The organism is Pseudomonas marincola (assembly GCF_900116605.1).
Lineage (GTDB): Bacteria > Pseudomonadota > Gammaproteobacteria > Pseudomonadales > Pseudomonadaceae > Aquipseudomonas > Aquipseudomonas marincola.
This window is the reverse complement of sequence record NZ_FPBC01000005.1, coordinates 169257-181420: the sequence shown is the minus strand read 5'-3', so window position 1 is coordinate 181420 and position 12164 is coordinate 169257. Positions and strand designations below refer to the sequence as shown.

Sequence of the window (12164 nt, the reverse complement as noted above, 5' to 3'; positions counted from 1 at the left end):
GCTCGCGTGTGAGTGGCTAACGCTCGCACATTGTCTGACGACAAGACTTAAGCCCAAAGCCGAGGCATAGCGCACCAGCCAGAGCAGATATAGAGGCAACACAGGCCATCGCGTAGCCCACTGAGGCGCTGTTCTCGAATAGGTTGTCTGTCAACAACGCGACCAGCGTGGTTCCGCCAGTGAAGGCAAAAATATTAATGCCAACAAAGAACACCGCGCTGATCTGCGCGCGCATCTGATTCGGTACTAATCGCTGCAAGGCCGAGGTCGAGATGGCCAACGGGAAACTGGCGAAAAACATCGCCAGCGCGTATATCAGCACCGCCCCTTCCAGGCTTGGCATATGAGCGAAGAGCATCACCGGCGGCAAGGTACCCAGCGCACCAATAATTCCTGCGCGGAAGGCACCGTCGCTGTGCCCACGGTTAATTAGCCAATCGCTCAGCCAGCCACCAGTCACCGCACCAAAACAATTTGCCCCCAGGGTCACAAGCCCCAAGATCAGACCGACCTCACGCGTGCTCAGATCAAAGTTGCGCAGGAAGAATGCAGGTGCCCATGACATCAGCGAAAAGAGTGTGGCTGCCAATAGTGAAAAGCCGCCCATATGCGCAATGAAAGTACCGCGATGCAGGGCTAGATATTCCATCACCTGACGTACGCTGTATCCTCGGGTCTTACCCCGCCCCAAGCGCTTGGGGTCTGCGACAGTCAGCAAGAACAGCACCCCCAACAACAACCCGGGCAATCCCACCAGCATGAATGTCGCCCGCCAGGGTTTGACTTCACCCAGCAACGGCAGATGAAGTGCCCCTTGCTCAGTCAGAACCTCGATGGCGGTACCTCCGGCTATGAACGCAGCAGCAGCGCCAATGAATGCACCCGATGAATAAAGCCCAAGGGCGAAACCCAGACGTCTTCGCGGTACGATGTCGCTGATAATCGAATAAGCTGCTGGCGACAATGCGGCCTCACCGCAACCAACAGCCACTCGGGCGATGAACAGCTCGGCAAAACTGCGTGCCAATCCGCAAACAGAGGTAGCGAGACTCCAGACCAGCATCCCGCAAGCAATAATCCTCGGCCGGTTTTTGGTGTCGGCCAAACGCGCAATAGGCAGGCCAAGCAAGACATAGAACAGTGAGAAAGCCAGTCCGTGCAGCAGGCTGAACTGAGTATCTGTGAGCGCTAGATCAGCCTGTATCTGCTCCACCAGCAGCGAGGTTATCTGACGATCAAGGTAGGCAAAAACATAACCTAGTGTGCACAGCGCGACAACATAGGCCGAATGCAGCGATAAACGCGACTTTGTAGCGTCACTAGGTGTACTCGCGTGTGCCTGCATCGTTACTGAGCTCCCCGGATTCTTAGCGCCTGTTAAAACGACACGCAAATCAACCCATTGCAAACCAATAGTGTTTTGGGTTGAACACTCTGTTCTCAGTCACTTCAGCCAACCCACTTGAATACTCCAATGGACTACCCCGTAGCCTGCACTTGTACTGAGTGTTGGCCAAATTTATGCGCTCGGCATCCTGCTCTGCCCTCTGACTAAGGTGATTCACTTTCAGGTCATAGCCGCTCTACTATGTCATTACTAACAACCAATTGAGCGCTGAACCAGCAGATCTGGCACAGCCACACAACAGCTTGGCAGCCACAACAATGTGTTTGGCAGCGCAGCAAGGCACACTCGGACTGCAGGCGTGTATTCATACTCCGCGATCCAGTAGACCAATAATATTAAGGGAGCTCCCCTATGCGAATAACCAGGATCCTTGCTCAGTCAACCCTGGCGCTCGGCGTAACACTTGCGAGCATCAGCGGCGCGTTCGCCGAACTACCTGCGGACAAGGGCGTTGGCTCGACGGTGCTGGACTTTCCACCCAGCCCTCACCGCGCCTATATGATCGATGTCGAGTTCGATAACTTTGTCACCGGCCGTGTAATGGTCATCGACCCCGATCAGAAGAAAATGCTTGGCATGGTCAGCACCGGTTTCGCTGCTCCATCGACCCTGAGCCACGATCAGAAGTACCTTTACAGCGCCGACCTGTATTACTCGCGTGGCGTTCGCGGCACCCGTACCGACGTGCTCACAGCCTGGAACACCTCGACGCTGGCACCCGATTGGGAAGTGGTTATTCCATCCAAACGCTCCGAAGCCCTGACTCAGCGCTACAGCATCGCGCCGAGCGGCGATGATCGCTTTGTGTATGTCTACAACTTCACCCCATCGACCTCGGTCACTGTGGTTAACACGCAGAGCAAAGCAGTGGCCGGAGAGATTTCGATTCCCGGTTGTGTGCTCAACTATCCCGTCGGCAAGCGCGGATTTGCATCGCTGTGTGGTGACGGCAGCATTCAAGTCGTTACCCTTGACGATGAAGGCAAAGAAGCCAAGCGCACCCGCACGCCGTTCTTTGACCCGAACCAGGTCAAGCTGGTGGAGCGCGCAATCAACCAGGGCGAGACTTACTACTTCGTGACCACGCTGGGCACTGTGTATCCGGTCGACTTCTCAAGCGGCGAGCCCAAGGTGCTTGAGCAATGGTCACTGGTGACCGACGAAGAGAAGAAAGCCGGCTGGGCACCTGGCGGCTGGCAGATGATGGCCATCGCACCGAAGCTCAATCGTCTGTACGTGCTGATGCACGATGCGCACGAGCCACTCAAGTGGGAAGACCCAAGCCCGCTGGTGTGGGTCTATGATCTAAAAACCAAGAAAAAAATCGGCACCATGGAATCTCCAAACCTGATTTGGAGCATGAAGGCCACTACCGACGACAAGCCCCTGCTGCTGGGTGCGAATATTGACGGCGGATTGGATATCTTCGATCTCACCACCGGTAAATACTCCAGCACCATGGACAAGCTTGCCAAGACAACCACCCAAGTCTTGAGCCATTAAGAGGCATAGCCATGCAACCCGATCCAATTTTTGTCATTGCTTGCGCGCTCACCATTGCGGTGATTCTCGCCAGTGCAGCGACTCATAAATTGCGAGCGCCGAGCAAATTTGCCGATCAAGTCGAGGATTATCAGTTGCTGCCCAAAGCACTGGTGAAACCCCTCTCGCGACTGATACCGGTGTTTGAACTGGCGATCGCGCTGGGCCTACTGATCCCGGCCAGTCGTGCCATTGCGGCCCCGGCTGCGGCTGCATTGCTACTCGGTTACGCTGCGGCCATTGCGATCAACCTGTGGCGTGGCCGCAGCGACATCGACTGTGGCTGTTCAGGCCCGGACCAAGCGCAGCCACTGCGCCCGGTTCTACTGGCCCGGAACGGCACCCTGGCTGCGTTGGCAGTTATCGCCAGCCTCACCGGACACGCGCGTGACATGGGCGCATTTGATGCCTTTGTGGTCATTGCGGCGGCCGCTGTTGCCCTGCTTATTTATTCTGCTGCCGAAGGCCTGCTCGCCAACGGTCCTCGTCTCGCTAAACTTATTGGAAGGTGAAATATGGAAGGCCTAATCGTCTCCAACATTCTGCTCTGGGCTCTGCTGATCGCACTGGCTTTTGCCATCATGGGCTTAGTTCGTCAAATTGGCATACTGCATTCGCGTCTTGCTCCGGCTGGCGCACTGATGGTTGATAAAGGTGTTTCGGTCAACGAACCTGCACCACAAGTCACCGCAGCCGACCGCAATGGCCGTCCGGTCAACTTCGGCTACGCCGGTGAGAAAGGTCAGTTGTTGTTCTTCCTCTCGCCGACCTGCCCTATCTGCAAATCGTTGCTGCCGGCCATCAAATCAATTGCCAAAGATCAGGCAGATCGTCTGGACGTCGTGTTCATCAGCGACGGCGACATGGAAGCCCAGCAAAAGCTCATCACCGAACACAAGCTTGAAGACGCTACCTACGTGGTAGGGCCAGAAGTCGGCATGACCTACCAAATCGGCAAGCTGCCCTACGCAGCCCTGATCGACAAGGCTGGCGTATTGCGCTCAAAAGGTCTGGTCAATTCCCGCGAACATCTCGACAGCCTGTTTGAGGCCGAGCACTTGGGCAGCGCCACGTTGCAGCAATACCTGCACGGGCAAACTCAGACTCAACCTCACACTCACGCCCACTAATAAGGAAAGGAGATCCCCATGAAACTAATCGACCTCCTGTTTGAGCGCTCTTCCCGCCACGTGGCAGACACCACTTCGCGCCGCAAATTACTCTCGCGCATGGGCAATCTGCTGGTAGCGGGTGCTGCTCTGCCGCTGCTGCTGCCTATCGACCGTACCGGTAAAGCGCTCGCTGCCGAAGCGCCGAAAGCGGGTGATCCGGGTGATCCGAACAGCTGTGATTACTGGCGCTATTGCTCAGTCGACGGCTTCCTCTGCAGCTGCTGCGGCGGTAGCGTGACTTCATGCCCGCCCGGCACTGAAGCCTCGCAAGTGAGCTGGATCGGTACCTGCCGCAACCCTGCCGATGGCAAGGACTACATCATCTCCTACAACGACTGCTGCGGTAAGCACAGCTGCAACCAGTGTGCCTGTACCCGCAACGACAGTGAGGAACCTGCCTACCGTCCGTTCAACAACAACGACGTTAACTGGTGCCTGGCTTCGAAGTCGCACATCTATCACTGCACTGTTTCGGTTATTCGTGGTGTTACGGTTTAACCGGCCTGTGCGCGGCCTGCTGATTGCCGGTTTGGCGTGCGCCCTGGTTGCTCCTGCAGCCATGGCGCGCTCCATCCCGACCTCCAATCAACGCCCCGCACCCGGCAATGAAGAGCCGCAGACGCCCATTGCCTTGGCCGGCTACAACGACCACGTTAATTACGAACTGCAATGCGCGGGCTGTCATCTCGGTGATGGCACTGGCGCAAAAGTCAGTGACGTGCCGAAGATGAAAGACTTCGTCGGCAACTTCCTCAAGGTTGAAGGGGGGCGCGAATTCCTGATTCGCGTTCCGGGCATGTCGATGTCAGCGCTTAACGACGCACAATTGGCCAGCCTGATTAACTGGATGATGAGCCCGGACGGCATGGCAGGCGCCAGCGTACCGGAGCACTTCAAACCGTTTACCACCGAAGAAGTTGCAGCGATCCGCCACAAGGCAATGCTCAACCTGCCTGGCACACGTACCGAGTTGATTGCCAAGATGCGCGACCAGGGCATCGAAATCAACGACGGCATGGGTGACTGAATACACGCATTGTTGCTCCTTTTACGCCCTGCGCAGCTCAGCTTCGCAGGGCGTTTTTGTATGAGCTGAGCCACCCGCCGCGCAACACCGTTACACACTCGACTTCTGCCATGCGCCCTTCTCGTGCTGCTGGCTGAACCACATCCATTCACCAGCGCCGTTACGCGAACGTGGTTGCTGTGAGCGTTAGTGCAAACCCTCAAACCAGCCTTGAGCTGCCACTAAACATCTGGCGACAAAACAGCAGGCGTAAAAAACCCGCCAACCGCTTATGCGGATGGCGGGTTCTTAGCACTACTTAGTGAGCGATACAGACCGATTTAAGCTCGGTGTAAGACTCGATAACGGCGCGACCAAATTCACGACCCATGCCCGATTGCTTGACCCCGCCAAACGGCATGTTTGGGTCGAGCAACACATGTGCGTTAACCCAGACTGTACCGGCGTGAATCTTTGGCACCAAGTTCATGGCCTTCGTCAGGTCATTGGTCCACAAGCTGGCCGCCAACCCGTATTCGCTGTCGTTGGCCATGCGAATAGCCTCCTCGTCGGTCTCGAACGGGATCACCGAAAGAACCGGGCCGAACACCTCGGCCTTGGACACAGCCATCGCCTGAGTCACATCAGCCAATACGGTTGGACGCACGAAGAAACCTGCGCCCTCAACTGGTGTGCCGCCGGTTACCACGCGAGCACCATCGGCACGGGCCTGCTCAATGTGCTTGAGCACGCTTTGCTGTTGTTTGTGCGATACCAACGGGTTGATTGCCGCATTCTGATCGAGGCCTGCACCAATTGGCATGCCGGAGACAGCTTGCGCCAGCCCTTCAACAAACTCATCGTAACGCGAGCTGTGCACGTAGAAACGCGAAGCAGCCGCACAGACCTGACCGTTGTTGAGCAGGCCGCCAAGCAAGGCGCCCTGAATGGCCTTGGCAATATCGGCATCTTGCAGGATAACCATCGGGTTCTTGCCGCCCAGCTCCAGAGCAAAGCGGGTCATGTTCTGCACGGCCGCCACACCTACACTTTTACCGACGGCGGTGGAGCCGGTGAACGAGACCTTATCAATCCCCGTATGGGCAGCCAGCGCCGCGCCAATGTTGCCGCCACCGGTCACCACGTTGAACACACCAGCAGGAATACCGGCCTCATAGGCCAGCTCAACCAGACGCAGGGCTGTAAGTGGTGTTTCTGTCGAAGGCTTGATAACAACTGTGCAGCCGCATGCCAGGGCCGGCATCAACTTCCACGAAGCGATCATCAACGGGAAGTTCCAGGGCACTATACCGGCAACTACACCGACCGGCTCACGACGTGCGAAAGCGGTGAACTTGGCGCCCTCAGGAATAGGGATCGAGACGTCAATCGACTGGCCTTCGATCTTGGTCGCCCAGCCCGACATGTAGCGCATGAATTCGACGGTCGCATTGACGTCGAGCATGCGTGACATGTTGATCGACTTACCCTGGCTGATGGTTTCCAGCTGAGCCAACTCTTCAGCGTGCTGGTCAACCAGGCCAGTGAAGTTCATCAGAATGCGCTCACGATCAGCCGGGCGCAGGCCCGACCAAACGCCCGCTTCGTGCGCTTGACGTGCAGCAGCAACAGCCTGATCCAGAACGTCCAGCGTGGCATCAGCCACGGTCGCAATGGTTTCGCCGGTGGCTGGGTTCAATACGGCAGAAGTCGGGCCCTCAGGCACAACCCACTGTCCATTGATGAAGCAACCGTGTTGGCGCGCAAGGAAGGCTTTTACTTCTGGCAGTAATTCAACATTGCTCATGTTATGACCTCATTATTCTTGACTGGTTGGATGCGTGGCGTGCAGTGAAATCACGGTGCCAGCCCCCGACGCGGAGTGAATCTGAATACCCGGTAACGCTGAGCCACAGCCAGTTACTTTTGCTGGCTGAGATAGCAGGCAACAGCCGCCCGGCCTTCGGCGCTGTCCATACCCATATACGGCATATAGGTGCCCGGTACGTAGGCTTGCGGCTGCGCAATGAACGCTTGGATGCTCTCGCTATCCCAAGGTTTGGCCCGGTCTTTCATGGCTTTGGAATAGCTAAAGCCCTCCAGAGAGCCAGCGGCGCGGCCGACCACACCGAACAGGTTGGGGCCCATCATGCCGACAACGCCTTTTTGCACGGAGTGGCAAACGGTGCAGTCGGTGTCGAACAAGGTGTTGCCCTGCTGTATTTGCTCTGCCGAACAATTCATCGCTGCTTGTGCGCCTTGCGCTGCAAGCAGAAGAACAAGCCCGGCCAAACTCAGGCTGATTCCAGTTTTTTGCATAATCCCAACACCTCGACGCTGACACTGGCAACGTGCGCCAGCATAAAATTCAACAACTGGTCTCAACCGCACAGTTGGCCCGATAGCGCACGCGGATTGAGAGCAATGACCCTCTGATTTTCACTGCTGTCAGCGAGACGCGGTTTGTCCTGCCTGCCATTCATGTTGGCAGGTGTGCCAATCCTTGAAACGCAGACGCACGAAGGCCCGCGCAAATGCGTCGGGCGCGTAGGGATTGAGAACTAGCAGAGGAAAAGGCGCGTAGTAATCCCTGTAACCCGAGCCGGATTACAGGGCAATCAACTCAGTGGTGATAACGCTTGCGGTATTCGCCGGGAGAGACGCCGAAGCGGTTTTTGAATGCGGTGGAGAAATAACTGGAATCCGAGAAGCCCCACGCATAACCCAGAGCCGAAAGCTTTTGCTCGGCAGCACTGTGGCGCAATGACTCGGCGCAGAAGTCCAACCGTCGGTTCTTGATGTACTGCGCAACGACCAGGCCCTTTTTGGAGAACAGGCGGTACAAGCCGCGAACTGAAACCCCAACTTCACGTGCCAGTAATTCGGGGCACAACGCGTCACTGCATATGTGCTCATCAATAAAGCCGATGCACTTGCGGAACATCCGCTCATGCGCGTCAACATCCGCCTCATCGCCACCGATCACCGGACGCAGCAGACTGACAATCGCATCCAGTGTGGCTTCGCTTTCGCAAAGGCTCAGGCCGTCCTGCTGAGAAGCATCAAGCACCAGACGGTTAGCCAAGGTGGCGATGGGTGAGTTGCCGGATATTTTCTGCGCACACTGCACGCGGCCGTAGCGCATGCTTTGTTCGACCATTCGCCGCGGCAAAATCAGCGAGAGCTGACGCGAGTTGTTTTCGTAAGTGAATTCGCTGGGCAACGTAGCATCGATCAGGGTGATGTCGCCGGGCCGCATGACCACGCGACTGCCCTCTTGCTCCATGTGTGCCTGGCCGTGCAGCTGAAACGCTGCATAGAAGTGGGAGCCTTCACTTTGCTCAACTTCGAGCCCCGTGCGAAATAGCTTGGCCTGCGCGACATCGACAAAACTGAGTTTGATTGCCCCGGCCTTATGCTCACGCACAGCCCCCGAGAACTCGCCGCCCAATGTCTTGGCGCGAAAGTTCCCGCACACCTGATTGATGTGGGTTAACCATTGATCAAAGTTATCAGCTCGTTGTGCGTATGCAGTCGCCATCACGCTTAGCCTCACATTTTTATTCTTGTTAGAACGATCTGCGTCGCTCTAAGGGTACTCAACGGCGCTTAAGGATTAAGCACCGTTATTATTAACACATTTCAGGGTTATTTCAGTCCGCCAAACCGTTGATAAAAGCCTTCTCCGACCTCTGGTAACGGGCCATCGGCAGTTTCAAGGTTGCTGTTCAGCCATTCTTCGGCCTTCGTGTAGATAAGCCGGTAGATGTTTCGACACAACTGACGCGCCGCACGCCCTTCCCAGTCACCCGGAAGCAACTCATGGGGAAGCTGTGGGTCACGCAGGAGCAATTTGCGGTACTCGTGTATGAGCAAAGTTCGGGCCAGAAAGCAGTCCGACGGTTCAAGTGTTTCCAGCTCACGCAACACTTGCCACAACGGCCGGAACATTTGAATGAACTCGCTGTAGTGCGCCGCCAGCTCACCCATATCCCAACTCTCGCGAACCTGCTTGCGCAGTGCCTTTGAGGCCAGTACGTCCTGCGCTGTGGTCTCGAACATGATGGTGTCTTCCAGCACGCCAAGTTCCTGCAAGCTGGCGACAACATCACTGCGGTCACTGCTCGGACAGGCCAGTAACAGAGGCGAGATTGCACCAAAACCCTGCCACTCTAATTCTTCGCGCACTAGTTTGCGCTTTTCCGGGTCAACCTGGGTCAGCAGCAGCAAACACCAGGAACCATCCCAAGCCGGCAAACTGGCGCTGTAGACCCGTTTAAAGGCTTTCTCGAACCGCCGCCGACCCGCGCCAGTGAGGCTGTAATAGCTGCGTCGCCCGACCTTTTCAGCGGACAACCAGCCATCTTTGGCCAACCGGAATATCGAGGTGCGGATCAGACGCTCATTGATCCCCATTGGCTCAAGCAACTGAATCAGGCTGCCAAGCCAGACAGTACCGCCGTGCGGCTCGATTGCATCACCGTACAAGGTGATGATCAACGAACTGGCACGTATCGGCGTCTGCTCCTGAAAGCGCGTGATCAGTTGTTGCAGCGGGGGTAATGACGTCATACAGAGCCGACCTTGAAAAATGATGCCGAATATACCCGCTTGGCTAACGACCTGACTATCGTCAACCGCGCGCAACTGCTCACAGGCTCTCTCCTTTGGGCCGGTATGCGCCCGGCTGCAGGCGGGGACGATTTGCCTCAACCTCGGTCAGCGGTTCGCACTCGACCATTTGCTCAAGGCAACGTTGCGCGAGCTGTTGATACTCACGGGTGCCAGCCAGTTTCCAGGCCACCTCTTCATCGCTCAGGCGTCGCTTAGTTTGCGCAGGCGCGCCCATGACCAGAGATTGCGGCTCGCAACTGAAGCCTGCTTTGACAAAGGCGGTCGCCGAAACAAATGAATTGGCAGCGATCACCGCGCCATCCATGACCACCGCATTCATGCCCACCAGAGCATTTTCACCAATACGGCAACCATGCAGCACAGCGCCGTGGCCGACATGACCATTGCGCTCAATAACCGTGTCGCTGTCGGGAAAACCGTGCATCACGCAGGTGTCCTGAATATTTGCGCCCTGCTCCAGCAAAATTCGGCCGAAATCGCCACGCAGACTGGCCAGAGGGCCGACATAACATTCAGGTCCAATCACCACATCGCCAATCAGCACAGCGGTTGGATGAACATAGGCACTGGGATGCACCACCGGCGTCAAGCCGTTAAGGCTATAGCTGGGCATCGCCTGCCCCTTCAATCTGAGCATGACGGCGGCTTTGCACCGTAACAAAACGCTGGGCGACAAAAGCACTGTCGGTAATACAGGCGTTAGCTGCCGGGTTGCCGCCGGTGGCGTGGAAATCACTGAATGCAGCCGACTGATTAACGTAAACTGATGAGTCGAAGTTAACCGACAAGGCGACCGCGCAGTCGATTGCCAATTGCTCGGCCCGCTCAAGCATCGCCTCATCGGTTGAATAAAAGCCCAGCGTCATTGCGCCCTTTTCGGCAATCACCTCAGCGGCCACTTGCAGGCTGTGCGCGGTATTGTCGGTTGCAATCAGGAAACTGATTGGACCGAAGCGTTCCTCACTGAAGGCTGCACGGTCAGCCGCATCCACCTTGAGCAACAGCGGCGTATGGATACGCGCGCCGGCAAAATCCGGATGCTCGCGACTCTCACTCTCAAGCACCACTGTGCCCAACGCACGGCACGCCTCAATGCGCTCGGCAGTCGCTTGCGACTGGATGGCGCCGATAAACTGGCAGGCACGTGCGTTGTCCGCCAGCAACGTTTGAACAGCGTCGGCCAGCGTTGCTGCGACTTCATCGAAACTCAAGTGCTGCTCACCGCTGCGGATACCGTCGCGCGGGATATAGATCGCCTGAGTGGTGGTGCACATCTGGCCTGAATACAGGCTCAGCGAGAACGCAAGATTCTTAGCCGTGGCGCGAATGTCAGCAACGCTGTCGATGATGACGCTATTGATCCCGGCCTTCTCAGTGAATACCCGGGCCTGGCGTGCATTGGCTTCCAGCCAGTTGCCGAACTGGCTGGAACCTGTGAAGTCGACCAGTTTGACCCGTGCATCAAGTGCCAGCACCTGACTGACAGGTGCTTCGACGGTGTCAACCACCAGGCTGACGAGCGCCGGATCAAAGCCCGCCACCTCAAGCACGTCCTGAAGCACTTTAACGCTCATGGCGACAGGCAAGATAGCGCCCGGATGCGCCTTCACCAGCACCGGGTTACCGGTAGCCAGGCTGGCAAACAAACCCGGATAGGTGTTCCAGGTCGGGAAAGTCGAGCAGGCGATCACCAGTGAAATTCCGCGCGGCACGATGTGCCAGCGCTTATCGAGTTGCAGCGCCGGCTGTTTGCCCTGCGGCTTGGTCCAGCAGGCACTGCCGGGCACCTCAGACATGGCGCGCCAGGCGTAGGCAACTGCCTCCAGGCCGCGATCCTGTGCATGCGGCCCGCCTGCCTGGAACGCCATCATGCAGGCCTGCCCGCTGGTATGCATCACCGCATGGGCCATTGTCGGGCTCAAGGCATTGAGACGCTGCAGCGCTTCCAGACACACGCCCACCCGCGCCTCGGCACCCGCATCACGCCAAGCCGGCAATGCTTGCTGCTGACGCGTCATCAGTTGGTCGGCGTCGTACTGGTCGTAACTCACCCCTAAAGCGAAACCATAGGGCGATTGCTCCGCGCCCGCACGCCCCACCGCAGCTGTACCCGCCAATGTGAAATGGCAGTTAAGCAGTGCATCAAAGTTGACCTTGGCCTCACTCACCGCCTCTGGCGGATATTGCTTGAGGCTTTCGCTGTAGGCAGACCAGTAATCACGTTGGGTGATGGCCTGCAAGGCGCGATCGAGCGTATTGCGGTGCTCATCGAAGAGCGCCTGCGCTGTGGTTGCAGTGGCGGGATGCATGGGCAGATTCCTTGTTATGAAAGCAACAAGCTATTTGATGCTTTTTTTCAATTCTTGTATCAAATCAAACTGAAAGCAAAAAGACAATCTTT

At 56.9% G+C, this 12164-nt stretch carries 12 protein-coding genes; 5 read left to right on the top strand and 7 right to left on the bottom strand.

Translation table 11 applies throughout. From position 1 onward, the window contains the following. Nucleotides 1-16: 16 nt before the first annotated feature. A complete protein-coding gene (locus BM395_RS10330; protein WP_090511421.1) occupies nt 17-1345 on the bottom strand; it encodes an MFS transporter in 1329 nt (442 codons plus the stop codon). A 414-nt stretch (nt 1346-1759) separates the two neighbouring features. On the opposite strand from BM395_RS10330, the gene BM395_RS10325 reads away from it, so the two are divergent. From BM395_RS10325 to BM395_RS10305, 5 genes are read left to right on the top strand one after another with little or no spacing between them, the layout of a single operon-like run. Beyond that, a complete protein-coding gene (locus BM395_RS10325) occupies nt 1760-2911 on the top strand; it encodes an amine dehydrogenase large subunit (protein ID WP_090511418.1) in 1152 nt (383 codons plus the stop codon). Between the two features lie 11 nt (nt 2912-2922). Next, nucleotides 2923-3462: a MauE/DoxX family redox-associated membrane protein gene (locus BM395_RS10320; RefSeq protein WP_090511415.1), complete on the top strand. Its 540-nt coding sequence runs from the start codon at nt 2923-2925 to the stop codon at nt 3460-3462. A gap of 3 nt (nt 3463-3465) precedes the next feature. Next, complete coding sequence (mauD, locus tag BM395_RS10315; protein WP_090511411.1) at nt 3466-4080, top strand: methylamine dehydrogenase accessory protein MauD; 615 nt, start codon at nt 3466-3468, stop codon at nt 4078-4080. A gap of 18 nt (nt 4081-4098) precedes the next feature. Next, nucleotides 4099-4620, top strand: coding sequence for a methylamine dehydrogenase light chain (locus BM395_RS10310; protein WP_090511406.1), 522 nt, complete (start codon nt 4099-4101; stop codon nt 4618-4620). Nucleotides 4621-4627: 7 nt separating this feature from the next. After that, nucleotides 4628-5149 (top strand): cytochrome c family protein, encoded by a 522-nt coding sequence (locus BM395_RS10305; protein WP_090511403.1) that lies wholly within the window; start codon nt 4628-4630, stop codon nt 5147-5149. 298 nt (nt 5150-5447) lie between these two features. Here BM395_RS10305 and BM395_RS10300 read toward each other — a convergent pair whose 3' ends face one another. The 6 genes from BM395_RS10300 to paaN all read right to left on the bottom strand — a co-directional run bounded on the left by BM395_RS10300 (nt 5448) and on the right by paaN (nt 12072). Beyond that, nucleotides 5448-6935, bottom strand: a complete 1488-nt coding sequence (locus tag BM395_RS10300; RefSeq protein WP_090511400.1) for an aldehyde dehydrogenase family protein — start codon at nt 6933-6935, stop codon at nt 5448-5450. A gap of 113 nt (nt 6936-7048) precedes the next feature. Further along, on the bottom strand, nt 7049-7447 hold the full coding sequence (locus tag BM395_RS10295) for a c-type cytochrome (RefSeq protein ID WP_090511397.1): 399 nt from the start codon (nt 7445-7447) through the stop codon (nt 7049-7051). Nucleotides 7448-7751: 304 nt separating this feature from the next. Beyond that, the gene (gene feaR / locus BM395_RS10290) at nt 7752-8669 is read right to left on the bottom strand and encodes a transcriptional regulator FeaR (protein WP_090511394.1); all 918 of its coding nucleotides are present in this window, start codon (nt 8667-8669) and stop codon (nt 7752-7754) included. A gap of 107 nt (nt 8670-8776) precedes the next feature. Further along, complete coding sequence (gene paaX / locus BM395_RS10285; RefSeq protein WP_090511778.1) at nt 8777-9700, bottom strand: phenylacetic acid degradation operon negative regulatory protein PaaX; 924 nt, start codon at nt 9698-9700, stop codon at nt 8777-8779. Nucleotides 9701-9779: 79 nt separating this feature from the next. Then, nucleotides 9780-10376, bottom strand: a complete 597-nt coding sequence (paaY, locus tag BM395_RS10280; RefSeq protein WP_090511390.1) for a phenylacetic acid degradation protein PaaY — start codon at nt 10374-10376, stop codon at nt 9780-9782. After that, nucleotides 10363-12072 carry a phenylacetic acid degradation protein PaaN gene (gene paaN, locus BM395_RS10275; protein WP_090511386.1) on the bottom strand — a complete coding sequence of 570 codons (1710 nt, stop codon included), beginning with the start codon at nt 12070-12072 and terminating at the stop codon, nt 10363-10365. Before paaN ends, paaY begins: the two co-directional genes overlap by 14 nt. Nucleotides 12073-12164: the final 92 nt, after the last annotated feature.

Excerpts from the sequence above, each read along its gene's own strand:
- BM395_RS10320 (WP_090511415.1), top strand. The coding sequence starts at position 2,923 with ATGCAACCCGATCCAATTTTTGTCATTGCTTGCGCGCTCACCATTGCG.
- BM395_RS10295 (WP_090511397.1), bottom strand. The coding sequence starts at position 7,447 with ATGCAAAAAACTGGAATCAGCCTGAGTTTGGCCGGGCTTGTTCTTCTG.
- BM395_RS10325 (WP_090511418.1), top strand. The coding sequence starts at position 1,760 with ATGCGAATAACCAGGATCCTTGCTCAGTCAACCCTGGCGCTCGGCGTA.
- BM395_RS10310 (WP_090511406.1), top strand. The coding sequence starts at position 4,099 with ATGAAACTAATCGACCTCCTGTTTGAGCGCTCTTCCCGCCACGTGGCA.
- paaY (WP_090511390.1), bottom strand. The coding sequence starts at position 10,376 with ATGCCCAGCTATAGCCTTAACGGCTTGACGCCGGTGGTGCATCCCAGT.
- BM395_RS10300 (WP_090511400.1), bottom strand. The coding sequence starts at position 6,935 with ATGAGCAATGTTGAATTACTGCCAGAAGTAAAAGCCTTCCTTGCGCGC.
- mauD (WP_090511411.1), top strand. The coding sequence starts at position 3,466 with ATGGAAGGCCTAATCGTCTCCAACATTCTGCTCTGGGCTCTGCTGATC.
- feaR (WP_090511394.1), bottom strand. The coding sequence starts at position 8,669 with ATGGCGACTGCATACGCACAACGAGCTGATAACTTTGATCAATGGTTA.
- paaN (WP_090511386.1), bottom strand. The coding sequence starts at position 12,072 with ATGCATCCCGCCACTGCAACCACAGCGCAGGCGCTCTTCGATGAGCAC.
- paaX (WP_090511778.1), bottom strand. The coding sequence starts at position 9,700 with ATGACGTCATTACCCCCGCTGCAACAACTGATCACGCGCTTTCAGGAG.
- BM395_RS10330 (WP_090511421.1), bottom strand. The coding sequence starts at position 1,345 with ATGCAGGCACACGCGAGTACACCTAGTGACGCTACAAAGTCGCGTTTA.